Genomic DNA, 26,654 nt, shown 5'->3' on the forward strand with positions numbered 1-26,654 from the left:
ACGCCAAGGAGGCCGTGATGAAGTACTACCTGCTCAGCGTGATGCAACCGGTCGGGGGCACGCCCGCCCCCGAGGTCCTCGAGGAGATCGGCAAGAACCTCGACGTCTTCCACCAGGAGCTGCGGGAGGCGGATGCCTGGGTGTTCGCCGGGGGACTGCACGGCCCGGAGTCCTCCACCGTGCTGCGGCCTCGCGACGGTGACGTCCTGATCACCGACGGCCCGTATGCCGAGGGCAAGGAGATGCTCGGCGGGATCTGCCTCATCAAGGCGCCCGACCTGGACGCGGCCCTGGAGTGGGGACGCAAGGCGGCCCTGGCGACGACCCTGCCGATCGAGGTGCGGCCCTTCATGGGCGAAGCCGACGGATGACCACGGACATCGAGGCCGTGTTCCGCGCGGAGTACGGCCGCGCCGTCTCCGTCCTCGTCCGCTTCCTCGGCGACATCGACCTCGCCGAGGAAGCGGTCCAGGACGCCTTCACCACGGCCGTGCAGCGCTGGCCGAAGACCGGCGTGCCGCCCAGCCCGGCCGGATGGATCATCACGACCGCCCGCAACCGGGCGATCGACCGGCTGCGCCGTGAGTCCTCCCGGCAGGCCCGGCACGCCGAGGCCGCCCTGCTGCACGCCCCCGACGCACCGCCCGAGGAGGGCCCCGTGCGCGACGACCGGCTCCGCCTCGTCTTCACCTGCTGCCACCCCGCCCTCGCCCTCCAAGCCCGGGTCGCCCTGACTCTGCGGCTGCTCGGCGGGCTGACCACGGCCCAGATCGCGAGTGCCTTCCTCGTGCCCGAGCCGACGATGGCGCAGCGACTCGTGCGGGCCAAGGCGAAGATCCGCAACGCGGGGATCCCGTACCGGGTGCCGCGCGACGCCGACCTCCCGGACCGGCTCACCGGAGTGCTGGCCGTCGTCTACCTGATCTTCAACCAGGGGTACGAGGGTAGGGAGGAGCTGTGCGCCGAGGCGCTGCGCCTCGGCCGCCTCCTCGCCGAGCTCATGCCGGACGAGCCCGAGGCAACCGGCCTGCTCGCGCTGATGCTCCTCGTCGAGTCGCGCCGGGACGCCCGGCGGGACGACGACGGCGTGCTGGTGCCGCTGCCGGAGCAGGACCGCGCCTGCTGGGACCGCGATCTGATCGCCGAGGGGCAGGAACTCGTCCGTCGTTGCCTGCGCCGGAACCAACCGGGCCCGTACCAGATCCAGGCCGCCATCCAGGCCGTCCACAGCGACGCTGAGACCGCGGACGCCACGGACTGGAATCAGATCCGGCAGCTCTACGACCAGCTCCTGGCTCTGGCCCCGAGCCCGGTCGTGGCCCTGAACCGGGCCGTCGCCGTGGCCGAGACCGAGGGCCCGCGGCAGGCCCTCGGCCTCGTGGACGCCCTCGACCTCGACGACTACCGCGTCCTCCACGCCGTCCGCGCCGACCTGCTGCGCCGCCTGGGCCGCGACACGGAGGCCGCGCGGGAGTACGAGGCGGCCATCGCGCTCACCGAGAGCGCGGCGGAACGTGCGTTCCTCGACCGTCGCCGGAGGGAACTCACACGCTGAGCGCCTCCCGCACCGCCGCCACCGACTCCTTCCCGCCCGCACCGGACGAGGTGACCCGCCCGGCCTCCAGGACGAAGTACCGCTGCGCCGCCCGCATCGCGAAGCCCACGTGCTGCTCGACCAGGAGCACCGAGAGCCCGCCGCGGGCGGCCAGCGCGAGGATCGTCTCCTCGATCTCGGCCACGACCGACGGCTGGATGCCCTCGGTCGGCTCGTCCAGGAGCAGCAGCCGCGGCTCGGTGACCAGGGCCCGGGCGATGGCGAGCTGCTGCCGCTGACCGCCCGAGAGCAGCCCCGCCCGCCGGTTCGACAGCGTCCGCAGCGCCGGGAACAGGTCCAGTGCCTCGGCGATCGCCGCCTTGCCGCGCTTGCGCCCGTCCGCGACCAGCTGAAGGTTCTCGGCGGTCGTGAGGTGGGGGAAGGCCTGCTGACCCTGCGGTACGTACGCCATGCCGCGCGCCACACGCTCATGCGGCTTGCGGCGCGTGACGTCCTCGCCATCGAAGCGGACCGCGCCGCTGGACGGGGTGAGCAGTCCGACGGCCGCCCGCAGCAGGGTGCTCTTGCCGGCGCCGTTGTGCCCGAGCACGGCGGCCACGCCGTCCTTCGGCACCTCGACCGACACCCCGTGCAGGACGGTGCTGCGGTGGTAACCGACGCGGACGTTGTCGATCTCCAGCATCACGCCTCCTGTACGGCCGCGGGGGCCGCGGTGTCGAGTACGTCCCCGGCGGCGGCGTGCCCGAGGTACACCTCCTGCACCTTGGGATCCGCCTGCACCTCGGCCACCGTTCCCTCGCTCAGCACCTTGCCCGCGTGCAGCACGCTGACGCTGCGCGCGAAGGACCGCATGAAGTCCATGTCGTGCTCGATGACGACCACGGTCCGCTCCTCGCTGATCCGCTCCAACAGCTCACCGGTGGCCTGCCGTTCGTCATGGCTCATCCCCGCGACCGGCTCGTCGAGCAGCAGCAGCCGTACGTCCTGCACGAGCAGCATGCCGATCTCCAGCCACTGCTTCTGCCCGTGCGCGAGGGTCCCGGCGGGGCTGTCGGCCAGCTCCGCGAGCCCCACCGTCTCCAAGGCCCGCGCGACGGACTCCGGAACGCCCTTGCGGCGCCGCAGCATCGTCAGCATCCCGCGTCCTGCGCCCGCCGCGATGTCCAGGTTCTGAAGGACGGTCAACTCCTCGAAGACCGTGGCCGTCTGGAACGTACGGCCGATGCCCGACCGGGCGATCTTGTGGACGCTGCGCCCGAGCAGCTCCTCATCCCCGAAGAGCGCCGAACCCTCCGCCTTCACCAGACCGGTGACGGCGTCGACGAGCGTCGTCTTGCCCGCGCCGTTCGGCCCGATGAGGAAGCGCAGATCGCCCGGCTGTACGTCCAGGTCCACGCCGTCGACGGCCTTGAACCCGTCGAAGGACACCCGCAGTTGCCGTATCCGAAGACCCGAGAGCTCACTCATGCTGCTTCTCCCACAGGAAGGGCAGGCGACGGTTCCTCACTCGCATGCGACGCCCTGCGCCGCCGCACCATCCCCACCAGCGAGGCGAGACCGCCCGGCAGGAACGCCAGGGCCACGATGAACAGCAGCCCCTGGAAGTACGTCCAGGCCGCCGGGAACTCCTCCGACAGCGCCGTCTTGGCCCAGGCGACCCCGATCGCGCCCAGTACCGCGCCGGCCAGGCTCGCCCGGCCGCCGACCGCCGCGCCGATGACGAACTCGATGGACGGCACGATCCCGATCATCGCGGGCGAGATGATGCCGACCGCGGGCACGAACAGCGCACCCGCGAGCCCTGCCATACCCGCCGCGACGACATACGCGACGAGTTTCACATTCGCCGGGTCGTACCCGAGGAAGCGCACCCGCTCCTCCGAGTCCCGTACGGCGACGAGGAGTTCGCCGTACCGGCTGTGGATCAGCTGCCGGGCGAGGGCGATCAGGAGCAGCAGGGCGGCGGCGATGATGAAGTACACCATCCGCTGGTTGATCGGGTCGTTGAGGTCGTAGCCGAAGAAGCCCTGGATGTCGGTGAGTCCGTTGGTGCCGCCGGTGGTGGCCTGCTGGCCGATGAGCCAGATCGCGAAGGCCGCGGTGAGCGCCTGGCTGAGGATCGCGAAGTACGCGCCCTTGACCCGGCGGCGGAAGATGAACGAACCGAGCAGCGCGGCGACCAGCATCGGCAGCAGTACGGTCGCGGCGAGTGCGAACACGGGGTTCGCGAACGGCTGCCACCACCACGGGAGTTCGGTGGCCGTGCCGTACAGCTGCATGAAGTCGGGGAGGTTGCCGGGCCCGGCGTCGGCGATCTTCAGGTGCATCGCCATGGCGTAGCCGCCGAGCCCGAAGAAGACACCCTGTCCGAGCGTGAGCAGCCCGCCGCGTCCCCAGGCGAGGCAGATGCCGACGGCGACCATCGCGGTGCACAGGTACTTGGCGAGCAGACCGAGCCGGAAGTCGGAGAGGGCCAGCGGTGCGAGGGCGAACAGGGCCACGGCTGCCGCGGCGAAACCGGCCCAGGCCCGCGCGGAGCGTCCCCTGAGAGCGGAGCGTTCCTTGAGGAGGGGCAGACGGGAGTCGGTCATACGAGGCTCCTCGTGCGCAGGGTGTACAGCCCTTGGGGCCGCCACTGGAGGAACGCGACGATGCCTACGAGGACGAGCACCTTCGCGACGCTGACGGTGGTGGAGTACTCGAGGACGGACTGCAGGACGCCAAGGACGAAGGCGACGATCACGGTGCCCTTGAGCTGTCCGATGCCGCCGACCACGATCACCAGGAAGGCGTCGATGATGATGTTGGTGCCCATCGTGGGACCGATCGGACCGACCAGCGTCAGGGCGACGCCCGCTACTCCGGCGAGTCCGGATCCGATGAAGAAGGCCGTGCGGTCCACGCGTTCGGTGGAGATGCCGGACACCTCGGCCAGATCGCGGTTCTGTACGACGCCTCGGATCCGGCGTCCCAGCGAGGTCATCCGCAGCGTCAGCGACAGCGCGACGACCGCCGTGATCGCCAACCCCAGGATGAACAGACGGCTGTTGGCGACCGTGAGCGGATCGTCGCCGCCGATGAGCGTGATGTTCCCGGTGAGCAGGTCGGGCGCGCGGGTCTGCACATTGGGCGCGCCGAAGATGTCGCGGGCGAGCTGTTGGAGCATCAGCGAGACACCCCAGGTGACGAGCAGCGTGTCGAGAGGGCGCAGATACAGGCGGCGGATCAGCAGCCACTCCAGCAGCGCGCCGAGTGCCCCCGCGACCAGGAAGGCGACGGGCAGCGCGACGAGCAGCGACAGACCGGCGCTGGTGATGGACTTCTGGAGGACGTACGTGGTGTAGGCGCCGGCCATGATGAACTCGCCGTGGGCCATGTTGATGACGTTCATCTGGCCGAAGGTGAGCGAGAGACCGAGCGCGATGAGCAGCAGCACGGCACCGATGCTGATGCCGGTGAAGGTCTGACCGAGGATCACGGTCATACGGCGGCTCCGGGGAGGCGACGGGACGCGGGGGCCTCTTCGGGAAAAGCGGCCCCCGCGTGACGGGCGGTCAGGACAGGCCGGAGGCCCAGGAGTAGCCCTTCAGATACGGGTCCGGCTTGATCGCCTTGCCGGAGTCCCACACCTGCTCGATCAGCCCATCGGTGCCGATCTTGCCGATCCGGGCGGTCTTGTAGATGTGCTGGGACGCGCCGTCGACGGTCACCTTGCCCTCAGGGGCGTCGAAGGTGATGCCGTCCGAGGCCGCCTTGACCTTCTCCGGGTCGAAGGACTTGGCCTTCTCCACCATCGCCTTCCACAGATAGACCGAGGTGTACGCGGCCTCCATCGGATCGCTGGTCGGTTTGTCCTGGCCGTACTTGGCCTTGTACGCCTTCACGAACTCGGTGTTCGCCGCGCCCGCGGTCGTCTGGTAGTAGTTCCAGGCCGTCAACTGGCCCGCCAGATACTGCGATCCGATCGACTTGACCTCTTCCTCGGCGATCGACACCGAGACCACCGGCATGCTCGTGGCGGTCAGACCCGCGGACTTGTACTCCTTGAAGAAGGCCACGTTCGAATCGCCGTTGAGGGTGTTGAAGACCGCGTCGGCCTTCGACGCCTTCACCTTGTTGGCGATCGTGCTGAACTCCGTGGAGCCCAGCGGTGCGTAGTCCTCGCCGAGCACCTTCATGCCGTTGGCCGCCGCGTACGCCTTGATGATCTTGTTGGCGGTCCGCGGGAAGACATAGTCGCTGCCGACGAGGTAAATCGACTTCTTGCCCTGGCTCTTGAGGTAGTCGAGCGCCGGCACGATCTGCTGGTTGGTGGTGGCACCCGTGTAGAAGATGTACGGGGATTCTTCAAGTCCCTCGTACTGCACGGGATAGAACAGCAGGGACTTGTTCTTCTCGAAGACGGGTTTCACGGCCTTGCGGCTCGCGGAGGTCCAGCAGCCGAAGGTGGCCACGACCCGGTCCTCCCGGATGAGTTTGCTGGCCTTTTCGGCGAAGGTGGGCCAGTCGGAGGCGCCGTCCTCGCTGATCGGCTTGATCTTCTTGCCGAGCACACCGCCCTTGGCGTTGATCTCGTCGATCGCCAGCTTCAGCGAATCGCGTACGGTCACCTCGCTGATCGCCATCGTGCCGGACAGCGAGTTGAGCAGGCCGACCTTGACGGTGTCACCGCTGGTGTCCGCTTTGGCCGCCTTGTCGGACGAGCCGCCCGCGTCGGTCTTTGCGCCGCACGCGGACAGCGCGACGGCAGCCGCGAGTGCGGCGGCTCCCGCCACCATCCGGCGTCGGAAAATACTGGAACCGCTGGACAAATGAACCCCCTCGTCCGATGAGGACAAGCTCGTGAAGTGCGGACCACAGCTTCAAGTCGACTCGTTTCCGAGGCGTTTCGCTCAACGGCTCCGTCTGTATCTTCCGGCTCTCAGGGGAGGCAAATAATGCCCGGAGACGGAATTCGTTCCAGGAATTCACGATCCGCCCGTGGGATTCCCATGGCATCGGCACCACGTCGATGGCCGAGTCGTCGGTGATGCCGGTGTCCCTGGATGCCGCCACCGCCCCTCCACCTGCGTGTTCGCATGATCGCCGTTCGTGTTTTGACCTGCCCATGCCTATATGCAGGGCATATGTTGCCTCGTCCTTTACCGGTGATCCGCAAAGGTGGGACCGCTCCCATCGGCCCAGAGATCCCTAGGAACAAGAGTCATGATGAAGCGTCAAATACGCACGCGCGCAACGGTCTACACGATCGCGGGACTGGTCGTCGCCGGCACCGTCGCGGCGGGCATCAGCGTCGCCTCACCGGAACAGGAACCGAGCGCCCGGCACAAGCCCGCGGCCAAGGCCGGCAAGGGGCAGATCGCCGCCCTCTTCGACCAGTGGAACGCTGCCCTGCAGACCGGCGACCCCGAGAAGGTCGCCGACCTCTACGCCAAGGACGCGGTGCTGCTGCCCACCCTGTCGCCCGAGGTGCGTACGGACCGCGCCGGCATCGTCGACTACATGGAGCACTTCCTGCTCAAGAAGCCCAAGGGCGAGAAACTCAGAACCGTCATCAACGTCCTGGACGGCAACTCGGCGATCGACGCCGGTCTGTACGAGTTCCACGTCACCGACCCGGAGACCGGCAAGAAGAGCACCCTCGAGGCCCGCTACACCTTCGAGTACGAGAAGCGCGACGGCAAGTGGCTGATCGTCAACCACCACTCCTCGGTGGTGCCGTCCGCGAGCTGATCCTCACGCCGTGCCGTTCGGCGTGGGGGCCGCGTGCCGGGAGTCGCAATGCTTGAGGAAGCGACTTCCGGCACGCGGTCCGGGGCGTCACCGGATCAGGCAGTGCGGTCCGGCTGACTCGCGGACCCGGACCCGGAGCCGTCCGCCTTCCGCTCTGCCGCCGCTGCCTCCTCCGCGAGCACCTGCTTCTTCGAGGCGCGCAGGCTGGTCACCGTCGTCACGGCGAGGACCAGGACGATGAAGCCGAGCGAGAAGGGGATGGAGATCTCAGGCACGTGGACGCCGGACTCGTGCAGCGCGTGCAGCACCAGCTTCACGCCGATGAAGCCGAGGATGATCGACAGGCCGTAGCTGAGGTGGACCAGCCTCTTGAGCAGGCCGCCGATGAGGAAGTACAGCTGGCGCAGGCCCATCAGCGCGAAGGCGTTGGCGGTGAAGACGATGTACGGGTCCTCGGTCAGACCGTAGATCGCGGGGATCGAGTCCAGCGCGAACAGTACGTCCGTGGAGCCGATCGCCAGCATGACCACCATCATCGGGGTCATCACGCGCTTGCCGTTCTCCACGATGAACAGCTTCGTGCCGTGATAGCGGTCGGCGACGCCGAAGCGCTTCTCGACGGCCTTGAGCAGCTTGTTCTCCTCGTACTCCTCCTCGTGCTGGTCGTGGCGGGCGTCCTGGACGAGCTTCCAGGCGGTCCAGATCAGGAAGGCGCCGAAGATGTAGAAGACCCAGGAGAAGGTCGAGATGATCGCCGCGCCGGCCGCGATGAAGATCGTCCGCAGCACCAGCGCCACCAGCACACCGACCATCAGCACCCGCTGCTGGTACTTGGCCGGTACCGAGAACTTCGCCATGATCAGCACGAAGACGAAGAGATTGTCGACGCTGAGCGACTTCTCGGTGATGAATCCCGCGAAGAACTCACCGGCCGGCTGACCGCCGCCGAACACCGCCACGCCGAGCCCGAAGATCACGGCCAGGGCTATCCACACGGCCGACCAGATGCCGGCCTCCTTGATGGACACCTCATGCGGCTTGCGCCCGATGAAGAAGTCCACGGCGATGAGCACACACAGGGCTGCGACGGTCAGCAACCAGATATTGAGAGTGACATTCACGGTTCGTTCCTCCGGAGGATTGCTCGTGAGAATCATTCTCATCAGCGGGGCGTTTTGGCAACGCCCCGCTGATCCTTCGGAACGGGTGGCGCATCGCTGTGACCTGGGACTCTTTGTCCTGTTCTGGTCCTGCTTCGGTGGTCAGCCGCCGATTCTGGCCGCGATGACCGGTGTGAGCCTGTCGGCGATCGCGCGATGCCCCTGGTCGTTGGGATGGACCGAGTCCGTGAGGTCGCCCGAGCCCAGCCAGCCCGTCGTATCGACGAAGGAGACCCGCAGGTCGCCGCCGTCGACAGCCGCCTTCACGGCCGCCTCGGTCTGCGGGACGAACCGTCCGCGGAACGTCTCCAGTGCGAAGATCCAGGCCTGCGGATAGGCGGCACGGACCTTGCGTAGCAGGCTGCTGTACGCCGACTGGAACTGCGCGGTGCTCACCCCGTGGCCCGCGTCATTGGTGCCGAGGTTGATGACGACCGCGTCCGCCCGGTAGCGGCCGAAATCCCAGTCGGGCGTCGACGCGTTGGGATTGAGCTTGGTGAACTGCCGCTCCAGGCCCACGCATCCGTCCGCCGCGGCGACCAGACAGGCGCCGCCCTGGGCGATCTGTGTGTGCTCGGCATCGAGCCGTTCCCCGATCAACCAGCCATACGCGGTACGGGCGTTCTGCGATGACGTCGTGCCCACGGTGATCGAGTCGCCGACGAACTCGATCAGCTTGCCCGGCGCCGGCGGTGCGAAGGTCGTCGCCCCGCTGTCGAGGACCAGCCCCTGGAACACGGCGTCGCCGCGGTAAGAGCCCGCGACCACCTGGTAGTTGACCTGGAGGGTGTGGTTCCCGGCGGACAACGCCGACGGAGTCAGGTTCACCGTCCCCTTGACGTCGTCGTAGAACTTCACGGGCCCGTCGTCGATCCGTGCCCAGAAGTCGATCGTGTTCCGCTGCTTCAGCTGCACGGTCCTGCCGGTGAAGCCGACCCGGTAGTACGCGCCCGCCCAGTACGGGGTGTAGAGGGTGCTCGAGCTCTGCGTGTCCCAGCGTCCGACGAACTTGATGTTCGGGTCGCCGGGCTGGCCGGGAGCCGCCGCTCTCACGGGACTGGCCGTGGCGGTGCCCAGCCGGGAGCTGATGGCCGGTGCGAGGCGACTGGCGAACTTGCTGTGACCCGCCTCGCTGGGGTGCCCGTTGCCGTCCTCGTAGTCGGCGCCGTCGCTGAGCCAGCCCGTGGTGTCGACGTAATGCACCTTGGCGTCACCGGAGTTGTTGCGGGCGCTGACGGCGGCCCTGGTCTCGGTGACGTACCGCTTCTTGAGTGTCTGCACCGCGAACAGGGCCGCGTTCGGGTACTTGGCGCGGATGTCCCGCAGGAACGTGGTGTACGCCGACTGGAACGCGGCGCCGGTCACGCCGTGCCCGATGTCGTTGGTGCCGAGGTTGATGACCACGGCGCTCGCTTCGTAACGCGAGAAGTCCCAGTTCTGGCTGCCGGTGCTGCCCGTCCTGAAGAACTGGCCGCTCAGACCGGTGCACCCGGACTGGGCGACGAGGCAGTAGCCGGCGCGGGCGATCCGGGTGTGCCGCATCTTCAGCTGCTCGCCGGTCTTCCAGGCGTACGAGTCGACTGCGAGCCGGTCGGTGAGGGCGCCCGCGGTGATGGAGTCGCCGACGAACTCGATCAGCCCGGACGGCGTGGCCGGAGCGACGGTGCGTGCGCCGGAGTCCAGTACCAGGCCCTGGAAGACGGTGTCGCCGGAGCGGTAGGAGATACGCAGGGTGTGGGTGCCCGCGGGCAGCGGCTGGGGAGTGAGGTTCACGGTTCCTCGTACGCCGGCGTGGAAGACGTCCGGCTTGCCGTCGATGCTGACGTAGAAGTTGACCGCGTCCCGTGCCTTGACCCGCACCGTCGTGCCGGTGAAGGACGTCTGCAGGTAGGCGCCGCTCCAATGGGGGGTGGCCGCGGTGCCGGAGCTGGTGTCCCAGCGCCCGACATAGACGATGTTGGGATCGGACACCGAGCCGTCGCCCGGAGCGGCCCCCGCGGGGGAGCCACTGCCCGCCCAGGACAGCAGGCAGGCGACGAGAGCGACAGTGAGGACGGCTTGCAGCGCGCGTCTGGCTCGGCGGCACAGTGCGCGCGGGTGGGGGGTGGTCTGCACGGAGTTCCCTTTCAACCGAAGGGCTGGGAGCGCTCCCAGTAGCAGCTTTTCGAGAGAAGCAATGAAACGGATGAGCGTCAAGGGATTCGACGGACCCAATAGAAAGCGCTGTCATAGCTCTCGACAAGCCCTACGGCTGCGGCTCATCCTTCAGCTGACGCGTGGCATGAGCGCGACAGAGGGAGCTCCCCATGATCAGACGCAGGGCGGTACTGGCTGCGGCGGGCGGTACGTTCCTCGGCAGTGCCCTGGCGACGGGCACCGCACGGGCCGACGCGACCATCGCGGTCAACCCCGGTACGACGTACGGACGTTGGGACGGCTGGGGCACCTCCCTTGCCTGGTGGGCGAACGTGTTCGGGGCACGCGACGACTTCGCCGATGCCTTCTTCACCACCAAGTCCGTCGCCTACAACGGCCGTACGCTGCCGGGTCTGGGCCTGAACATCGCCCGCTACAACCTCGGCGCGTGCAGCTGGAACAGCGTGGAGGGCGACAGCATGGTGGCCTCGCCCAACATCCCCCGCTTCAAGCAGATCGAGGGCTTCTGGCAGGACTGGAACAACGAGGACCCGGCGTCCTCCGCCTGGAAGTGGTCCGCGGACGCCGCCCAGCGCGCCGCGCTCGTCAAGGCGACCAGCCGTGGCGCGGTCAGTGAGCTGTTCGCCAACTCCCCGATGTGGTGGATGTGCCTCAACCACAACCCCTCGGGCGCCGCCGACGGCGGCAACAACCTCCAGTCCTGGAACTACCGCCAGCACGCCTCCCACCTGGCCGCCACCGCCCTGTACGCGAAGAACAACTGGGGCGTGAACTTCGCGACCGTCGACCCGTTCAACGAGCCCTCGTCCAACTGGTGGACGGCCACCGGACGGCAGGAGGGCTGCCACATGGACGCCACCGTCCAGTCGGCCGTCCTGCCGCACCTGCGGAGCGAACTCGACAAGCGCGGACTGACCGGTACGCGGATCTCGGCCTCCGACGAGACCAGCTACGACCTGGCACGTACGACGTGGAACTCGTTCAGCTCGTCGACCAAGGGGCTGGTCAACCGCTTCAATGTGCACGGCTATCAGGGCTCCGGCGGCCGACGCGACCTCCTCTACACCGACGTCGTCACCACGGCGCGCAAGCAGCTGTGGAACTCCGAGTACGGCGACAGCGACGGCACCGGCCTCACCATGGCGAGCAACCTGTGCCTGGACTTCCGCTGGCTGCACCCCACGGCCTGGTGCTACTGGCAGGTGATGGACCCGTCCGCCGGCTGGGCGATGATCCACTACGACGAGAACACGCTCCAGGCCGGCGCCGTCCAGACCAAGTACTACGTGATGGCCCAGTTCAGCCGCCACATCCGCCCCGGCATGACGATCCTCGACACGGGCGTCGGCTACGCGGTGGCCGCCCTGGACGCGGCGGCCCGACGCCTGGTCATCGTGGCCGTCAACACGGGCGCGGCCCAGACCCTGACCTTCGACCTCTCCCGCTTCGGCACGGTGACCGGCGGCACGGGCGGCCTGGTCCGCCGCTGGAACACGGCCACCGCAGGCGGCGGCGACCTCTACACGGAACGCGCGGACACGTACCTCAGCGGCAAGCTGCTGCGGGTGCCGTTCGGGGCGGGTGCGGTGCAGACACTTCAGGTGGATGGCGTGGCGGTGTGAGGTGCTGCCGGCGCAGGGCACACAAAAGACCTACGAGACGGGCTCCCTGCGCCGGCATTGTCCGGATCAGGTTCTAGGGGTCGCCGTCCAGTCCACTTGCTCGACTTTTCAGCCTCTCAGCCCGACAGTCGCAGTCGGCCCGAGCGGAAGCCGAAGCTTTCCGCCGAAGTCGGCTACTCCGGTCGAACTCCCTCGCTCGTCCCGTAGGCACTTTCAGTTTAGCGCGGTCCATAGCATATGGAACCCCCCAAAACAAGATTTTTCTCGTATTCCTCGCGCTCGAAGCTCACGGCTACGCAGTCGCCGCGTACGGGCGCAGCAGCAGGTGGTGCCGGAGTGAACTGTGACGGCCGGGCTCGCCACGTGCGGCCAGGGTGGGCAGCCGGTGCCGAGACCGGAATGCGGGCTTTCCCCCGCCCGGGGCGGTCTGCCGCCGACGTGGACCGGGACAGCTTCCTGCCGCCGTTCACCGTGTCGCGGGCCGGTCGCCGTGCGCCATCGCGATCCGCGTCCTCCTCTCTGCGTCACTCGTTGTGGAGTACCTCCGCGATCGTGAGCCGGGCCGCCCTGCGGGACGGGACGAAGGCGCCCAGGCTGGTGATCGTGAGGCCCGCGAAGGTCAGGGCGGTGAGGGAGAGGGGCTGCCAGACGTCCGTCATGTACGCGGGGAGGGCGAGGTCCGCCGCTTCGGCCATCTCCGGGACGATCAAGTGGTGACCGGCGATGCCGAGGGGGATGCCGAGCAAGCCGCCGGCCACGCCCAGCGCCGCCATCGAGGACACCATCATCACCGTCACCTGACGCGGCGTCATGCCGATGGACTTGAGCATCCCCAGGTCGCGGCGGCGCTCGCGGGTGTTGAGCACGACCGTGTTGAAGACGCCGAGGGACGCGACCGCGGCCAGCATGAGGGTGAGGATCGACGCCGAGCTGATGATGGTCTGGGTCACGGCGTTCGGGCCGTTCGCCGTCAGGCTGACCCCGGCATCGGCGGCCCGAGCCGCGGACATGTAGGCGTCCGTGTCCGTGCCTTGAGCGAGCTTGACGTGATAGGCGATGGCTTCCTCTTGCGGCGCCAGCGCGGTCATCGTTACCCAACTCGCATACACATTACGGGCGTTGCCGCCGAATGCCTCGCCGACGACCGTCACGCGTTCCCGACGGTCGCCTTTCTCCAGGAGAATGCTGTCGCCGACCTCCAGGCCGCGCTCGCGCAGGAACGGCGTCGGGGCGACGATCTCGTCCGTGTCGCGCATCCACCGTCCCTCGACGAGTACGTCGCCCATGGCGGGCCGGTCCCCCCGCCGGCCTTCGACATCCACCCCTCGCGGGTACCCGGCGGCGCGCGCGTCGACGTACCCCCGGGCGGTTACCTCGCGCGCGCCGGGCAGGGAGCGCAGGAGTGACTCGAGTTCCCGGTCCCCATGCTCCGGATCGATTGCCCGGCCGTCCTTGAAGCTGCCGGTGTACACCACGACTTGGTAGGCGTCTTCGCCCACACTCCCGAACCGGGTCATCGTCGTGGCCAGGCCCGTCGCGAACGTCACGGTGGTCACCCCGAGGACCACGGCCACGAGTGTGAGCGCGCTGCGGCCCGGGCGGGCGAACGGCAGCCCCAGGCCCAGGCTGACCGAGCGCGGCAGTCCGCTGCCCGCCAGTCGGCGCTGGATCCGCAACGCGCGCCCGGTGCGCTGCGCGCTGCCCGCGCTGATCGCCCGCGCCGCTGACATCCGGTGCGCGCGCAACGCGGGAATGAGCGCGGCGAGAACGACGACGGACGGCAGGCCCAGCAGAGCGACGGCGTTCACCCAGGTCGGGACGCCACCGACGCTGTCGCGCAGCACGCCCGCGTCGGGACCCGTGAAGGCGAACTCCAGCAGGGGCCGGGCCAGGACATTGCCGATGACGGTGCCGAATACGCACCCGACGACCGCCGGGACGGACACCATCGCGAGGTAGACGCCGACCACTTGGCCGGGTGTGAAGCCGATGGCCTTGAGTATCCCGATGTGCCGGAAGCCGGAGATGACCGCGCCGCTCACCACGTTGCCGACGATCAGCACCGCCACCAGGACCCCCAGGATGCCGAAGGCCATCAGGTACGGGGCGTAGGCCCGGGCCGAACTGCCGATCTGCTGTTTGACGGTGAGATACGACTGCGAGGCGGTCAGTGAGTCCGGCGGCAGGCCGGCGGTGACGGCGGACAAGCCCGAGCGGATCCCTCCTTCCGTCGAGGACTCCTCGAACCGGAAGAGCATCTGCGTGGCGGCTGGACGCAGGCTCGCGATCTGACCGGGCGCGACCCAGGCGTCGGCCGACCGGCTCAGGGTGAAGGCGTACCCCACGATGGTGAGACTTGGTCCACCGGGCACCTTGAGTTGCTTGCCCAGTGCCTTCGTCCCCCAGCCCGGGCTGCGGTTCAGGACGATCTCACCGGGGCGGGTGGCCCAGCGGCCGGCCCAGAGGTCCAGGCGGTCCACCGGACCGCCCGGCCCCGCACGGCCGACGACCGCGAGGCCGGAGTCCAGGCCGAACGACTGGGCGGTCGTGCGCGGCAGGTCCAGCACGGCCTGCCGGAAGGGACCCGCGGAGGCCTCGACGCCCGGCTGGCGGGCCGCGCGCGCGAGTTGGGCGTCCGAGGCCTTGCCGGGGTCGAACGTGGCGACGGCGTGGGCGCCGCGCTGCTTGCCGAAGGCGCGGTCGAAGGGGGCGGAGGCGGCGTCCACCAGGCCCAGCGCGACGACGATCGTCCCCGTGGACATCAGGACGACCAGGCCGATGACGAACGTCTGCAGCCTGCGACGGCGTACGGCCCCACGCGCGGCCCGCCACACGGCGCTCACGCGGTCCGTCCCAGGGGCTTCGCGTCGTGTGCAGCGGTCTTTTCGTCGTTCTCGTCCAGGGTGTGCTCCCCGACCACGCGGCCATCCGCCAGCTCGACCAGCCGACTCGCGCAGCGTTGCGCGAGGCGCTCGTCGTGCGTGACCAACAGCAGTGTCTGGCCTATCTGGTTGAGGTCGAGCAGCAGATCCATCACCTGCTCGCCGGCCCGGCTGTCCAACGCGCCGGTCGGCTCATCGGCCAGCAGCAGGGCGGGTCGGTTGATCAGGGCGCGGGCGACGCCGACGCGCTGGCGTTCGCCGCCGCTGAGTACCGCGGGATACGCGTTCTTCCGGTCGGCGATGCCGAGTTCGTCGAACAGTTCCAGTGCGCGCCTGCGGGCCTGTGCGGCCGGGGTTCCGGTCAGCTGGGCGGCCAGCGCGACGTTGTCGAGGGCCGACAGGTCGTCGATGAGGTTGAAGAACTGGAAGATCATGCCGATCCGGCGGCGCCGGTACAGCGCCAGCGCCTTCTCGCCGAGCCTCCCCACGTCCTCGCCGTGCACGAGGACCGCACCGGATGTCGGACGGTCGAGCCCCGCGATCATGTTGAGCAGCGTCGACTTGCCGCAGCCCGACGGCCCCATCACCGCGACCGCCTCCCCGGCCCGGATCTCCAGCGATACGCCGTCCAGCGCCGCCGTCTCGCCGTACTCCTTGCGCACGCCGTCCAGCCGTACGACGACCTCTCCCGTGCCCGTGCTCTCTCCTGTGACCATGAACAGGACGGTAAGGCGGCGAGCCCGCCAGGACATCCGTCCCCGGATGGCAAACCCCGGCCTCTTTCGGCTCGTCTCGTCCCAGGGATGCAGGCGCCTGCATCCGGAGGATGATGCGCATCGCGGGCCGCTCTGCGAAGGTGAGCGTGTGTGGTCGTCGGGGGTGGGCCGGCTTGTCGCGGCGCTGGTGGTGGCGTGTGTCGCCGCCGCGTGGCTGGGTGTGGCGTTCCTGCGGGCGCGGCGCCGGTACCGCAGAGCCGTGGAGGAACAGGGCTGGCTGCTCGAGCGGGAGCGGCAGAGCGCGGCCCGCGGTGCCGTACGGTCCGAACGGGACCGTATCGCCCGCGAGTTGCACGACATCGTCAGTCACAACGTCAGCCTCATGGTGGTGCAGGCCGGGGCCGCCCGCGACGTACTGAAGACCATGCCCGACGAGGCCGAGGCGGCGATCAGGGCCGTCGAGGACGCGGGCCGCTCCACGATGACCGAACTGCGGCACCTGCTGGGCGTGTTGGCACCGTCGCAGAGCGGCGAGGACGAGGAGAGCGGCGACGGGGTGCGCGACGACGAGGACGGCTGGGTCGGCTGGGACGGTGACGTCGTGGCGGCCGGCCCGGGCCTGGCGCCCCAGCCCGGCCTGAGCGCGCTGAGCCGGCTGGTCGACCGGATCGCCTTCGCCGGGCTCCCCGTAGAGGTACGCATCTCCGGCGAGCCCCGCCCCCTGCCCAACGGAATCGACGTCACCGCGTACCGAATCGTCCAGGAGGCCCTGACGAACGCCCTCAAACACGGCGACGGCGGAGAGGCCGAAGTGACCGTACGCTATGCCGACCACTCCCTCCGGGTGGAGGTACTGAACAGTGGGCCCAGTGTGCTGACTGGGGCACGGCCGGGCGAGAAGACCGGACGTTCGGGCGCCGGTGGCACGGACAGGCGGATCGGCAAAGCGGGCGTCGGCGGGTCCGCGCCGCCGCGGACCGGGTCGGTCGGGCGTGGGGACGGTACGGGGCGAGGGCTGTTGGGGCTGCGTGAGCGGGTCGCGGTGTACGGGGGCGAGTTGGATGCGCGACGTCGCCTCGGCGGGGGCTACCGGGTGCGGGCGCGTATCCCGCTGGACCGCCCATGAGCGCCGTCGAGCGTGCTCCGCGGGTCCTCGTCGCCGACGATCAGACCCTGATTCGTACAGGATTCCGGCTCATCCTGACGACTCGTGGCATCGAAGTCGTCGGCGAGGCGGCCGACGGAGCCGAGGCGGTGGCGGCGGCACGCGAACTGCGGCCGGACGTCGTCCTCATGGACATCCGGATGCCCAACATGGACGGCCTGGAGGCGGCTCGGCTCATCCTGCAACAGGCCCCGGAGTGCCGGGTGTTGATGCTCACTACCTTCGACCTCGACCGTTACGTGTACGAGGCTCTGGCCCTGGGCGCGAGCGGCTTCCTGCTGAAGGACGTCACCCCCGAGCACCTCGCCGCCGCCGTACGCCTCGTCAACACGGGCGACGCCCTGCTCGCCCCTTCGATCACGCGGCGCCTCGTCGAGCGTTTTGCCGGAGGCGAACATGGATGCAGTGCCGGAGGCGAACATAGGCGCGGTGCCGACGGCGACGATGAGTGCCGAAGCAGCGAACCGGCGGCCCCGCACCGCGACCTCGCCGCCCTGACTCCCAGGGAACTCGAAGTCCTCACCCTCCTGGGCCGCGGGCTCTCCAACGCCGAACTGGCCGCCGAGCTGACCCTCAGCGAAGCCACCGTGAAATCCCACGTCGCTCGCATCTTCGCCAAGCTCGCCCTCCGCGACCGTGCCCAGGCCGTCGTCCTCGCCTATGAGACCGGGCTCGTGTCGCCGGGCGCTTGACAGGCGCTTAGCATGACCGGATGTCACTCGACTTGTTCGCCGGAATGTACGTCCGCGACTACGAGGCCGCGAAAGACTGGTACGCGCGACTGCTGGGGGAGCCGACCTACATCGCATCCGACACGGAAGCCGTCTGGGAACTCGCCGAGCACCGGTTTGTGGCCATCGAGCGGAACGCCGAGCACGCCGGACACGGCATCCAGACGATCTTCGTCGAAGATTTCGACACCCGCGTCGCACAGATCGCCGAGCGCGGCATCGAGCCCGTGAAGCGGGAAACCTACTCCAACGGCGTACGCAAGGCGCTGTACCGCGACCCCGACGGCAACGAGATCGGCTTCGGGGGAGCCCCTTCCTAGCCAGGGCTTGGCTGCCGTGGGCCTACGCCGTTGCCTGCTCGGTCAGTTGGTCGAGGCGGTCGCGGTGGGACGAGGGCAGCTGGAGGTGTTCCGCCGCGAGGTTCTCCTCCAGGTGGTCGATCCGGGCGGTGCCCGGGATCGGGAGGATGGCCGGTGAGTGGCCGAGCAGCCACGCGAGCGCCACCTGCGTGGGGCTGGCGTCGAGCTCGGTCGCCACGGCGGCGATCTCGGCTCGCTCGCCTGACGTACCCCACGCGACGGGCCGCCACGGCAGGAACGCGATCTCCGCCGCCTCACAGGCCGCGAGCACCGGCTCGTGCTCGCGGTCGAGCACGTTATAGCGGTTCTGCACGCTCACGACCTCGATGATCTCCCGTGCCCGTTCGAGTTCGGCGAGGGTGACCTCGGACAGTCCGATGTGGCCGATCTTGCCCTTGGCCTGGAGTTCGCGCAGCGTGCCGAGCTGGTCGGCCAAGGGTGTCTCCGGGTCGATGCGGTGCAGCTGGAGCAGTTCGAGCCGCTCGACGCGCAGCCGGCGGAGGGCCTCGTCGACCTGAGCGCGCAGTACGGAGGGCCTCGCATCGAGCCCCCACTCGCCCGTCTCGGCGGATCGCGCGACACCGACCTTGGTGGTGACGAGCAATCCCTCAGGGTAGGGATGCAGGGCCTCGGCGAGGAGTTCCTCGTTGGCGCCCCCGCCGTACAGATGGGCCGTGTCGATCAGTGTGACGCCCAGCTCGACGGCTCGCCGGGCGACCGCGAGGGCGTTCTCACGGTCCGGGGCGGGCTCGGTCGGCAAGTGCATGGCCCCGAACCCGAGCCGCCGTACGTTCAGATCCCCGCCGATGCGAAACGTGGTCGATGTCAACTGCTGTCTACGCCTCCTCGCTCAAGTGACAACGTTAACAGCGGAGTTGGTCGTACGGGCGGTTCAGTCGACGCGGCTGCGGTCAGCGGCGTGGTCAGGCTGCCCGACGTGCCGACCCCGATGGTCTTCTGCCGGCTTGTGACCGCGACATTCGGCGTGTGCGAGCCACGGGCGAACTGCGGCTGCTGCGCGGCGAACTTCGCGCCCCAGCCCCAGCCGTACGCCTTCTGATAGCCGGCTCCGGGTTCGGCCGTTCGGTTGAACGGGTGCGGTCCATGGGACAGGCCGAACCTCTGGCACACGCCGACCGGATACGGCACCATGACGGGCCGTACCGCCGAGGATCACAGCGTTGTCGTACCCGATCGCCAACTGTGCGGCCGTGTACCGGAATTGACCGGTATGCGGCCGCACCCTCGTGCAGCGGAAAGGACCCCCCATGTCCCGGAACCGTCGCCCCCTGCTCGCCGTCACCGCCGCGGGCGCGGCGCTGGCCACCGTCTTCGTCGCACCCTCGCCCGCCCCCGCCGCGGAGGTGCCGGGCGTCGGCGCCTACTACGTACAGAGCGCGACCACGGGACTGAACGCGGCCGACAGCGGGGGAGCGGTCGTCCAGCGCAACCCCAGGGGCAACGAGGACCGTCAGCAGTGGACGCTCCGGCCGAGCGGCGCCTCGTACGTGCTGGAGAGCATCGACACGGCGGGCAGTTGTCTGGGCCGTTCCGGGGACCAGGCCAGAACCGTGGCCTGCGCGAGCGCCGAAGCCGCGTGGGAGGTGAGAGCGAACGGCGCCGACCAGTACGCGCTCAAAGTCCCCGGCGCCGAGCGTTACTTGACCGTCGCCGCCAAGCCCTCCGGGGCCAACTACCCCGCCCAGCTGGCCGCGGGCCCGGCGGGCGCCCTGGCCAACTGGTACCTCACTCCGGTGACGTCACCGACCGCGCCGATGCCGTCGCCGGACCAACGCACCCTGGACCAGGTCACGTTCCTCACCTCCCACAACGCGTACGCGAACGGCGTCGACGGCGGCTTCGCCCCACCCTTCGTGAACCTCGTGCCGAACCAGACCCGCGGCATCGACCAGCAACTCACCGACGGCGTACGCGGGTTCATGATGGACGTCCACCAGACCCCGGACGGCGCGATCCTGTGCCACAACAGCTGCACGCTCGTCAGCAGCCCGGTCGCGCTGTGGGTCGACCTCCAGCGCATGGTGGACTTCCTGAAACAGAATCCGACCCAGTTCATCACCGTATTCCTTGAGGACTACGTGGACCCGGGCGTCCTGCGCAGTGAACTGGCCCGCGTCAACGGTCTGTCCGATGTCCTCTACCGCCCGGACCGGACCGGCGTACGCACCAGCGGCTGGCCGCGGATGGCGGACCTGATCGCCGACAACGACCGCCTGCTCATCTTCAGCGACCACAGCCGCTCCGCCGACCAGGCCGCGGGGCTCACCCGTGACAGCTTCGGCGTGATGTACCAGCGGGAGTGGACGGTCGAGAACTACTGGTCCATGGGATCCGGCATCGGCACCTCCGACTGGTCCTGCCACAGCCGCTGGTACGACGCCAACACCAATATCCCGCTGACCCGCACCGAGCCGCCCTTCCGCCCGCTCTTCGTGATGAACCACTTCCGCGACGTCCCGATCGCGGGCACGGCCACCATCGACAACACCAAACTCACCGACCGCGCCCAGCGCTTCTGCCAGCCGGCCGCCCGCAAGAAGCCCAACTTCCTCGCGGTGGACCGCTATGACCTCGGCTCGCCGTCGTCGGCGGTGGCCACCTTGAACACGTACACCTACTGAGTCACGTACGGAGGGAACTCAACCCAGCTGTGTGCGCAGGAACGCGACGGTGCTGCCCCAGGCCAGGGCCGAGGACTCGGGGTCGTGGACCTCGGGGCGGCCGTCGTTGAAGAAGGCGTGATCGGCGGGATAGAGGCGGAGGTCCGGAGTGATGCCGGACTGCCGCCGGATCGTCTCGCGGAGGGTGTCGAGGCTGTCGGCCGGGATGGCGGCGTCGCGTTCGCCGTAGTGGCCGAGGACCTCGGCCTTGAGGCCCGAGAAGTCGGGCAACTCGCCCTGGATGACGCCGTAGAAGGGAACCGCCGCGCGCACGCGCGGGTCGACGGCGGCCTGGTAGAGGACGAAGCCGCCGCCCATGCAGAAGCCGACCGAGCCGACGGAGTCCGAGGTGACCTCGTCGAGCGTCAGCAGGTGGTCGACGGCGCCGGAGAGCAGCTCGACGCCGCGGGAGACCGGCAGGTCCTGCAACATGCGCAGGGCCTCGCCGCTGTCGTGCGCGACGTTCCCGCCGTACAGGTCGGGAGCGAGCGCCACGAAACCCTCCGCCGCCAGCCGGTCGGTGACATCCGCTATGTGGTCGGTCAGGCCCCACCACTCCTGGATGACGATCACGCCTGGGCCCTGCCCGGACGGGGGCAGGGCCAGATAGCCGTGTGCGGTGGTTCCAGCACTGGGGAAGGTCACGTTCTGATGGGCGGGGGCCCCGGTCGACCTGGGTGTCTCGGACATGGCGCGTCACTCCTGTCACTCGATCTTGCCCCCAGCATGCAGGAGGCGTACGAAGCGACAGCGGGCGGCCCCTGCCCGGACGGGCTCAGGTCTTCGGAGTCGTGGCCTCCGCTTCGAGCAGGTCCATCAGCGCCCGCGCCGCCGGACTGGTCGCGTCCGGCGGCGGAAGCATGGCGACCGTCTCGTACGCGGTCTCGGCGACGTCCTTCAGGGGGAGTGCGGCGAGGGCGGAGGCCTCGCGCTTGTGGCCGAAGTGGCGTGGTACGACGGCGATGCCGAGGTTCTCCTGGACCAGATCGAGAAGGCTGTGTACGTCGTTGACCTCGAGGGCGACCGTACGGTGCACGCCCGCCGCCGCGAAGACCGAGTCCGTGGTGCGCCGGGGGCCCCAGTCGGGGTGGAAGTCGACGAAGTCCTCGCCGCCGAGATCCTCCGGTGTGACCGCGCCGCCTTCCGCCAGGCGGTGCGCCGGATGACACAGCACGGTCATCGGCTCACTGGCCAGCGGCAGACAGCGGAGCTGGTCGGTGTCGGCGCGCGTCGTCACCGCGAAGGCCAGGTCGAGGCGGCCGGCCGCGACTTCTTCGGCCAGCGCGCCGGAACCCGCCTGCCTCAGCCGGATCTCGACATCGGGGTGGCGCCGCCGGAACGCGGCGAGGAGCGGGGCCACACACACTCCGGCGATGCACTGCTCGGTGCCCACGGAGAGCGTGCCGCGCAGCACGCCCTGCACCGCGGCCACGGCGTCCCGGGCCGCGCGGACCTGGGCGAGGATCCGCTCCGCCTCGGTCAGCAGGGCGCGACCGGCCTCCGTGAGCGTGACGCGGCGGGTGGTGCGGACGAACAGCGGGGCCCGCAGCTCACGTTCCAGGGCGCGGATCGAGGCGGACAGGCCCGACTGCGACACCATCAGCCGCTCCGCGGCACGGGTGAAATGCTGGTCCTCGGCGACGGCGACAAAGTGCTGAAGGTGGCGCAGTTCCATGATTGAGAAGCGTATCCGCTGAATCCCATCCGATTCTCCTGTTGGACCACTGCTCGGTGCCCGCGCGAGAGTGGAGCCGTCTTTGCCCGTTTCCCTCTTTCCCGGCCCTCTGGAGTACGCGTGTACACCGCACACCCCGACCGCTACACGGACATGCCCTACCGGCGCACCGGACGCAGCGGTCTGAAGCTGCCCGCGCTGTCGCTCGGCCTGTGGCACAACTTCGGCCCGGACCGGCCGGTGGACACCCAGCGGCAGATCCTGCGCCGCGCCTTCGACCTGGGCGTCACCCACTTCGACCTGGCCAACAACTACGGTCCGCCGCCCGGCGCCGCGGAGTCGGCCCTCGGCGAGGCGCTGACGGCGGACTTCGCGCCGTACCGCGACGAGCTGGTCATCTCCACCAAGGCCGGATATCTGATGTGGCCGGGCCCGTACGGGGAGTGGGGCTCGCGCAAGTACCTGCTGTCCTCGCTCGACCGGAGCCTGGCCCGTATGGGCCTGGACTACGTGGACATCTTCTACTCGCACCGCCCCGACCCGGACACTCCCCTGGAGGAGACGATGGGTGCGCTGCACTCGGCGGTCCTCCAGGGCAAGGCGCTGTACGTCGGCGTCTCCAACTACTCGCCGGAGCAGACGCGTGAAGCCGCCCGCATCCTGGGCGAGTTGGGGACCCCGTTGCTGATCCACCAGCCGCGCTACTCGATGCTCGACCGGCGTCCCGAGGACGGCCTGCTGGACGCGCTCGACGAGCTCGAGGTGGGCTCCATCGCCTTCTCGCCGCTGGAGCAGGGCCTGCTCACCGGCCGCTACCTCGACGGGATCCCGGAGGACTCGCGGGCCGCGAGCGACAGCCCGTTCCTGAGCGCCGACACGGTCACCGAGGACCTCGTGCAGCAGTTGCGCGCCCTTGACGGCATCGCCAAGTCGCGCGGTCAGACCCTGGCCCAGATGGCGCTGGCCTGGGTGCTGCGCGGCGGGCGGGTCACCTCCGCGCTCGTCGGCGCGAGCAGCCCTCAGCAGCTCGAGGACAGCGTGACAGCGACCCGTAACCTCGACTTCGCCCCGGACGAGCTGGCCGGAATCGACGCGATCATCAATCCGTGAGGCGTGGGCGTCAAGGTCCGCAACGTTTCGGCCAATGCGGGCTGTGAATATGCCAAGAGACTGGCTGAAATGGCGTAGTGACAGAGTGTCAGGAGTGACGATACTGAAACTCTGAGTACTCGAACCCTGAGCACTCGTATCGCGATGACCTGCATCCTGAGCACTCGCTCCTGAGCTCCCTCGGCCGCAGGCCGAAGGAACCCCATCGTGCACGACCAGCACATCGCAAGGAAAGAGAGGCCGGACCGGCGGCAGGCCGGGCAACGGGGGAGAGATCGTGCACGACGAGTTCCTTTGCCATGTCACGGCGTACGGAATATGCGGCGGGCGCCGGGTGGGCGTACCCCTGGGAAGCTATCGGGCGCCCACCCTGGCGTTGGCCATGTGGTGGTTACGGGACCGGGCCTCCTGGATCGCCGAGCGGCTCGATCCGGATCCCGAGGCCCCCTACTACCCGCCGAACTCGGTCGCACCGGTCGCGGACACCACGCCCGACGTACCCGGCATGCTGCGCGCCTGGTGCGGCGACCTGACCCAACAGGAGCTGGCCGCCGACCTGTTGGCCGCCGGGCGGCTCGTCCGTATCGCCACGAGTGACGACACCACCGAGTACGAGTTGCTGGCCGAGTCGGTGGACGCGCTGCGGATGCAGCGGACGATTCCCCTGCTGACCGTCCCGGCCGCCTGACCCCTGTCCGCGCCTCGGGCGGCCCGTCTCCGCCCAGGCGCATATATGAACGAATCGATAGAATTCAGGCATGGGAGAGCGGTCTGTTGCGCCCGAACTCGTCCTCGAGACCGAGACGGGTTCCATGGTGATGAGCCCGAGCCGGGCCTATCACGTGGGGCGCGACCCACTGTGCGACATCGTCATCGACGACGCCCGGGTGTCCTGGCACCACGCCGTGCTGCGGCCCGAAGACGGTCACTGGAAGCTCGAGGACGAGAACAGCACGAACGGTACGTACGCCGACGGCCGCCGCGTCCAGGCGTGGGACGTCGGCCCCGGCAGCGTCCTGCGTTTCGGCAACGCCGCCGACGGCCCGCGCGCCGTACTCACCAGCAGGCCCCCGCTCGCCGCCGAGCCCGCCGAGCGCCCGTCCGCCGTCTCCCTGCCCGCCGCGACCGGCACCTTCCGGCGACCCACGACCGTACGCCCGCTGCCCGCCAGCACCGCCGTCCGCATCGGCCGCAGCGGCGACAACGACCTGGTCGTCGACGACCTGACCGTTTCCCGACGGCACGCGGAACTGCGCGCCCACGCGGACGCTACGTACGAGATCGTCGACCTCGCCAGCCACAACGGAACGTTCCTCAACGGGCAGCCGGTGACGCGGGCCCTGATCTCCGAGGGCGACATCGTCGGGATCGGCCACTCGGCGTTCTGCCTGGTCGGCGACCAGTTGCAGGAGTACGTCGACACCGGTGAGATCTCGCTCGACGTACAGGATCTGACCGTCGCCGTCGACCGCGGCCGCAAGACACTCCTGGACCAGGTGTCCTTCCCCGTCGGCGAGAAGTGCCTGCTCGCCGTCGTGGGTCCCAGCGGCGCGGGCAAGTCCACGCTGCTGAACGCGCTGACCGGGCAGCGTCCCGCCGACAAGGGCACGGTGCTGTACGACGGCCGCGACCTGTACCGCGACTACGCCGAGCTGCGCCAGCGCATCGGCCTCGTACCGCAGGACGACATCCTGCACGCCCAGCTGACCGTGCGCCGGGCCCTCGGATACGCCGCCGAGCTGCGGTTCCCGCAGGACACCGCCAAGGCCGAGCGGCGGGAACGGGTCGACGAGGTGATCCGCGAGCTGGGCCTGGAGGAGCGTACGGGGCAGCCCGTCCACAGCCTCTCCGGCGGCCAGCGCAAGCGCGTCAGCGTGGCCCTGGAACTGCTGACCAAGCCGTCGCTGCTCTTCCTCGACGAACCGACATCCGGCCTCGACCCCGGCATGGACCGCTCCGTGATGCACATGCTGCGCGGCCTCGCGGACGACGGGCGCACCGTCATCGTCGTCACCCACAGCGTGCTCAGCCTCGACGTCTGTGACCGGCTGCTCGTACTCGCGCCCGGCGGCAGGATCGCCTACTACGGGCCGCCTCAGGAGGCCCTCGCCTTCTTCGGCTTCGAGCAGTGGCCCGAGGCGTTCGAGGCCTTCGAGCGGGACCGTGACCGGGACTGGGCGGGGGACTACCGGGCGTCGCCGTTGCAGCGGCGGTACATCACCAACTCCAGCGCGCAGCCGCACCGTCCGGGGCTCGTCCGCGCCGAGGCCGTCGGACCGCCGCCCAAGGCGCAGAGCTGGGGCGCGCAGGCGCGCACGCTGGTACGCCGGTACGCGGCCGCGCTCTCCGCCGACCGGACCTTCCTCGCCATCATGATCGCGCTGCCGTTCGTGATGGGCGCGATGGCCAGGGCGCTCGCCGGAAGCCGGCTCACCCAGGAGACCGCGATGAACGCGCTGCTCATCCTGTGCGTGGGCGCAGTCCTGACGGGCGCGGCCAATGCCGTACGGGAGCTGGTGAAGGAACGGGTGATCTATCAGCGTGAGCGTGCTGTCGGACTGTCCAGATCGGCGTATCTGATGTCCAAGGTGATCGTCCTCGGCACGATCACGGTCCTGCAGGCGGTCGTACTGACCTTGGTGGCGCTGCTGGGCGTCGATCTGAACGCGCCGGGCGGTGAGGGGGTGCTCATGCCACCCCTCGCCGAGGTCACGCTCGCCGTCGCGCTGCTCGCGTTCACGGCGATGATGCTCGGTCTCCTCGTGTCCGCGACGGTGCGCAAGGAGGAGGTGACGATGCCCCTGCTCGTGCTCCTCGCCATCGTGCAGGTCGTGTTCTGCGGGGCGTTGCTGAAGCTGGACGGGGTGCTGGGGGTCGAGCAGTTGGCGTGGCTGGTGCCGTCGCGGTGGGCGCTCGGTGCGATGGCGGGCACCGTCGGTCTCGCCCAGATCGTGCCGGGCGACCTGACCTCCGACCCGCTGTTCCGGCACGAGGCGGACGTGTGGTTGCTCAACATGGGCATGCTCGTCGCTTTGTCGGTGGTCTTCGGATACGTGGTGGCCCGGCTGCTCAGGCGGCACGAACCCGAGGTCATGCGGAAGTAGGCGC

24 protein-coding genes are annotated in these 26,654 nt (G+C 69.3%); 11 read left to right on the plus strand and 13 right to left on the minus strand.

Going from position 1 to position 26,654, the window contains the following annotated elements; all coding sequences use genetic code 11:
* Positions 1–17: 17 nt before the first annotated feature.
* Together OP79_RS10170 and OP79_RS10175 are read left to right on the plus strand one after the other, a co-directional pair.
* Positions 18–371, plus strand: a complete 354-nt coding sequence (locus tag OP79_RS10170) for a YciI family protein (protein WP_033319866.1) — start codon at positions 18–20, stop codon at positions 369–371.
* Positions 368–1,555, plus strand: a complete 1,188-nt coding sequence (locus tag OP79_RS10175) for an RNA polymerase sigma factor (RefSeq protein WP_033319738.1) — start codon at positions 368–370, stop codon at positions 1,553–1,555. The genes OP79_RS10170 and OP79_RS10175 overlap by 4 nt, the downstream gene beginning before the upstream one ends.
* Here OP79_RS10175 and urtE read toward each other — a convergent pair.
* From urtE to urtA, 5 genes are all read right to left on the minus strand, one after another.
* Positions 1,545–2,237, minus strand: a complete 693-nt coding sequence (gene urtE / locus OP79_RS10180) for an urea ABC transporter ATP-binding subunit UrtE (RefSeq protein WP_033319739.1) — start codon at positions 2,235–2,237, stop codon at positions 1,545–1,547. The genes OP79_RS10175 and urtE overlap by 11 nt on opposite strands.
* Positions 2,237–3,022 carry an urea ABC transporter ATP-binding protein UrtD gene (gene urtD / locus OP79_RS10185; RefSeq protein ID WP_033319740.1) on the minus strand — a complete coding sequence of 262 codons (786 nt, stop codon included), beginning with the start codon at positions 3,020–3,022 and terminating at the stop codon, positions 2,237–2,239. The genes urtE and urtD overlap by 1 nt, the downstream gene beginning before the upstream one ends.
* Complete coding sequence (gene urtC / locus OP79_RS10190; RefSeq protein WP_033319741.1) at positions 3,019–4,146, minus strand: urea ABC transporter permease subunit UrtC; 1,128 nt, start codon at positions 4,144–4,146, stop codon at positions 3,019–3,021. The genes urtD and urtC overlap by 4 nt, the downstream gene beginning before the upstream one ends.
* On the minus strand, positions 4,143–5,039 hold the full coding sequence (gene urtB / locus OP79_RS10195; protein ID WP_033319742.1) for an urea ABC transporter permease subunit UrtB: 897 nt from the start codon (positions 5,037–5,039) through the stop codon (positions 4,143–4,145). The genes urtC and urtB overlap by 4 nt, the downstream gene beginning before the upstream one ends.
* Before the next feature lie 70 nt (positions 5,040–5,109).
* Positions 5,110–6,333: an urea ABC transporter substrate-binding protein gene (gene urtA, locus OP79_RS10200; RefSeq protein WP_033319743.1), complete on the minus strand. Its 1,224-nt coding sequence runs from the start codon at positions 6,331–6,333 to the stop codon at positions 5,110–5,112.
* 430 nt (positions 6,334–6,763) lie between these two features.
* Here urtA and OP79_RS10205 point away from each other — a divergent pair, with 430 nt between their 5' ends.
* On the plus strand, positions 6,764–7,288 hold the full coding sequence (locus OP79_RS10205) for an SgcJ/EcaC family oxidoreductase (RefSeq protein ID WP_033319867.1): 525 nt from the start codon (positions 6,764–6,766) through the stop codon (positions 7,286–7,288).
* Positions 7,289–7,383: 95 nt separating this feature from the next.
* On the opposite strand, the gene OP79_RS10210 is transcribed toward OP79_RS10205, so the two are convergent.
* Both OP79_RS10210 and OP79_RS10215 read right to left on the minus strand, forming a co-directional pair.
* Complete coding sequence (locus OP79_RS10210) at positions 7,384–8,409, minus strand: TerC family protein (RefSeq protein WP_033319744.1); 1,026 nt, start codon at positions 8,407–8,409, stop codon at positions 7,384–7,386.
* Positions 8,410–8,550: 141 nt separating this feature from the next.
* Positions 8,551–10,563: a GDSL-type esterase/lipase family protein gene (locus OP79_RS10215; protein ID WP_033319745.1), complete on the minus strand. Its 2,013-nt coding sequence runs from the start codon at positions 10,561–10,563 to the stop codon at positions 8,551–8,553.
* 191 nt (positions 10,564–10,754) lie between these two features.
* Between OP79_RS10215 and OP79_RS10220 the strand changes: the two genes are divergently transcribed.
* Positions 10,755–12,227: a glycoside hydrolase gene (locus OP79_RS10220; protein WP_033319746.1), complete on the plus strand. Its 1,473-nt coding sequence runs from the start codon at positions 10,755–10,757 to the stop codon at positions 12,225–12,227.
* Between the two features lie 524 nt (positions 12,228–12,751).
* On the opposite strand, the gene OP79_RS10225 is transcribed toward OP79_RS10220, so the two are convergent.
* Both OP79_RS10225 and OP79_RS10230 read right to left on the minus strand, forming a co-directional pair.
* A complete protein-coding gene (locus tag OP79_RS10225) occupies positions 12,752–15,070 on the minus strand; it encodes an ABC transporter permease (protein WP_033319747.1) in 2,319 nt (772 codons plus the stop codon).
* The gene (locus OP79_RS10230) at positions 15,067–15,825 is read right to left on the minus strand and encodes an ABC transporter ATP-binding protein (RefSeq protein ID WP_051744571.1); all 759 of its coding nucleotides are present in this window, start codon (positions 15,823–15,825) and stop codon (positions 15,067–15,069) included. The genes OP79_RS10225 and OP79_RS10230 overlap by 4 nt, the downstream gene beginning before the upstream one ends.
* Positions 15,826–15,973: 148 nt before the next feature.
* On the opposite strand from OP79_RS10230, the gene OP79_RS10235 reads away from it, so the two are divergent.
* The 3 genes from OP79_RS10235 to OP79_RS10245 are packed head-to-tail and all read left to right on the plus strand — an operon-like array spanning position 15,974 to position 18,041.
* Positions 15,974–16,951 (plus strand): sensor histidine kinase, encoded by a 978-nt coding sequence (locus OP79_RS10235; RefSeq protein WP_245685267.1) that lies wholly within the window; start codon positions 15,974–15,976, stop codon positions 16,949–16,951.
* On the plus strand, positions 16,948–17,682 hold the full coding sequence (locus OP79_RS10240; RefSeq protein WP_033319749.1) for a response regulator transcription factor: 735 nt from the start codon (positions 16,948–16,950) through the stop codon (positions 17,680–17,682). The genes OP79_RS10235 and OP79_RS10240 overlap by 4 nt, the downstream gene beginning before the upstream one ends.
* Positions 17,683–17,702: 20 nt before the next feature.
* The gene (locus OP79_RS10245; protein WP_033319750.1) at positions 17,703–18,041 is read left to right on the plus strand and encodes a VOC family protein; all 339 of its coding nucleotides are present in this window, start codon (positions 17,703–17,705) and stop codon (positions 18,039–18,041) included.
* A 22-nt stretch (positions 18,042–18,063) separates the two neighbouring features.
* Here OP79_RS10245 and OP79_RS10250 read toward each other — a convergent pair whose 3' ends face one another.
* Positions 18,064–18,909 (minus strand): aldo/keto reductase, encoded by an 846-nt coding sequence (locus tag OP79_RS10250; RefSeq protein WP_033319751.1) that lies wholly within the window; start codon positions 18,907–18,909, stop codon positions 18,064–18,066.
* The gene (locus OP79_RS58245) at positions 18,906–19,232 is read right to left on the minus strand and encodes a hypothetical protein (protein ID WP_078491702.1); all 327 of its coding nucleotides are present in this window, start codon (positions 19,230–19,232) and stop codon (positions 18,906–18,908) included. The genes OP79_RS10250 and OP79_RS58245 overlap by 4 nt, the downstream gene beginning before the upstream one ends.
* A gap of 116 nt (positions 19,233–19,348) precedes the next feature.
* Here OP79_RS58245 and OP79_RS10255 point away from each other — a divergent pair, with 116 nt between their 5' ends.
* Complete coding sequence (locus OP79_RS10255; protein ID WP_033319752.1) at positions 19,349–20,722, plus strand: phosphoinositide-specific phospholipase C-related protein; 1,374 nt, start codon at positions 19,349–19,351, stop codon at positions 20,720–20,722.
* 18 nt (positions 20,723–20,740) lie between these two features.
* Here OP79_RS10255 and OP79_RS10260 read toward each other — a convergent pair whose 3' ends face one another.
* A complete protein-coding gene (locus OP79_RS10260; protein ID WP_033319753.1) occupies positions 20,741–21,451 on the minus strand; it encodes a dienelactone hydrolase family protein in 711 nt (236 codons plus the stop codon).
* An 85-nt stretch (positions 21,452–21,536) separates the two neighbouring features.
* Entirely contained in the window at positions 21,537–22,436 is a 900-nt protein-coding gene (locus OP79_RS10265; protein ID WP_033319754.1) for a LysR family transcriptional regulator, read from the minus strand.
* Between the two features lie 120 nt (positions 22,437–22,556).
* Here OP79_RS10265 and mgrA point away from each other — a divergent pair, with 120 nt between their 5' ends.
* The 3 genes from mgrA to OP79_RS10280 all read left to right on the plus strand — a co-directional run bounded on the left by mgrA (position 22,557) and on the right by OP79_RS10280 (position 26,650).
* Positions 22,557–23,546, plus strand: a complete 990-nt coding sequence (gene mgrA, locus OP79_RS10270) for an L-glyceraldehyde 3-phosphate reductase (protein ID WP_033319755.1) — start codon at positions 22,557–22,559, stop codon at positions 23,544–23,546.
* Between the two features lie 277 nt (positions 23,547–23,823).
* Complete coding sequence (locus OP79_RS10275) at positions 23,824–24,234, plus strand: hypothetical protein (protein WP_033319756.1); 411 nt, start codon at positions 23,824–23,826, stop codon at positions 24,232–24,234.
* A gap of 70 nt (positions 24,235–24,304) precedes the next feature.
* Positions 24,305–26,650, plus strand: a complete 2,346-nt coding sequence (locus OP79_RS10280) for an FHA domain-containing protein (protein WP_033319757.1) — start codon at positions 24,305–24,307, stop codon at positions 26,648–26,650.
* Positions 26,651–26,654 lie beyond the last annotated feature (4 nt).

It is taken from the genome of Streptomyces yerevanensis (genome assembly GCF_000716805.1).
In the GTDB taxonomy this organism is placed as follows: Bacteria; Actinomycetota; Actinomycetes; order Streptomycetales; family Streptomycetaceae; genus Streptomyces; species Streptomyces flaveus.

What these genes read in the sequence shown, in the direction of transcription:
- OP79_RS58245 (WP_078491702.1), bottom strand. Translation starts at nt 19,232, where the DNA reads ATGGTGCCGTATCCGGTCGGCGTGTGCCAGAGGTTCGGCCTGTCCCAT.
- urtB (WP_033319742.1), bottom strand. Translation starts at nt 5,039, where the DNA reads ATGACCGTGATCCTCGGTCAGACCTTCACCGGCATCAGCATCGGTGCC.
- OP79_RS10240 (WP_033319749.1), top strand. Translation starts at nt 16,948, where the DNA reads ATGAGCGCCGTCGAGCGTGCTCCGCGGGTCCTCGTCGCCGACGATCAG.
- OP79_RS10265 (WP_033319754.1), bottom strand. Translation starts at nt 22,436, where the DNA reads ATGGAACTGCGCCACCTTCAGCACTTTGTCGCCGTCGCCGAGGACCAG.
- OP79_RS10205 (WP_033319867.1), top strand. Translation starts at nt 6,764, where the DNA reads ATGAAGCGTCAAATACGCACGCGCGCAACGGTCTACACGATCGCGGGA.
- OP79_RS10255 (WP_033319752.1), top strand. Translation starts at nt 19,349, where the DNA reads ATGTCCCGGAACCGTCGCCCCCTGCTCGCCGTCACCGCCGCGGGCGCG.
- OP79_RS10260 (WP_033319753.1), bottom strand. Translation starts at nt 21,451, where the DNA reads ATGTCCGAGACACCCAGGTCGACCGGGGCCCCCGCCCATCAGAACGTG.
- urtA (WP_033319743.1), bottom strand. Translation starts at nt 6,333, where the DNA reads ATGGTGGCGGGAGCCGCCGCACTCGCGGCTGCCGTCGCGCTGTCCGCG.
- urtD (WP_033319740.1), bottom strand. Translation starts at nt 3,022, where the DNA reads ATGAGTGAGCTCTCGGGTCTTCGGATACGGCAACTGCGGGTGTCCTTC.
- OP79_RS10280 (WP_033319757.1), top strand. Translation starts at nt 24,305, where the DNA reads ATGGGAGAGCGGTCTGTTGCGCCCGAACTCGTCCTCGAGACCGAGACG.
- OP79_RS10230 (WP_051744571.1), bottom strand. Translation starts at nt 15,825, where the DNA reads ATGGTCACAGGAGAGAGCACGGGCACGGGAGAGGTCGTCGTACGGCTG.
- OP79_RS10220 (WP_033319746.1), top strand. Translation starts at nt 10,755, where the DNA reads ATGATCAGACGCAGGGCGGTACTGGCTGCGGCGGGCGGTACGTTCCTC.
- urtC (WP_033319741.1), bottom strand. Translation starts at nt 4,146, where the DNA reads ATGACCGACTCCCGTCTGCCCCTCCTCAAGGAACGCTCCGCTCTCAGG.
- urtE (WP_033319739.1), bottom strand. Translation starts at nt 2,237, where the DNA reads ATGCTGGAGATCGACAACGTCCGCGTCGGTTACCACCGCAGCACCGTC.
- OP79_RS10245 (WP_033319750.1), top strand. Translation starts at nt 17,703, where the DNA reads ATGTCACTCGACTTGTTCGCCGGAATGTACGTCCGCGACTACGAGGCC.
- OP79_RS10170 (WP_033319866.1), top strand. Translation starts at nt 18, where the DNA reads ATGAAGTACTACCTGCTCAGCGTGATGCAACCGGTCGGGGGCACGCCC.
- OP79_RS10175 (WP_033319738.1), top strand. Translation starts at nt 368, where the DNA reads ATGACCACGGACATCGAGGCCGTGTTCCGCGCGGAGTACGGCCGCGCC.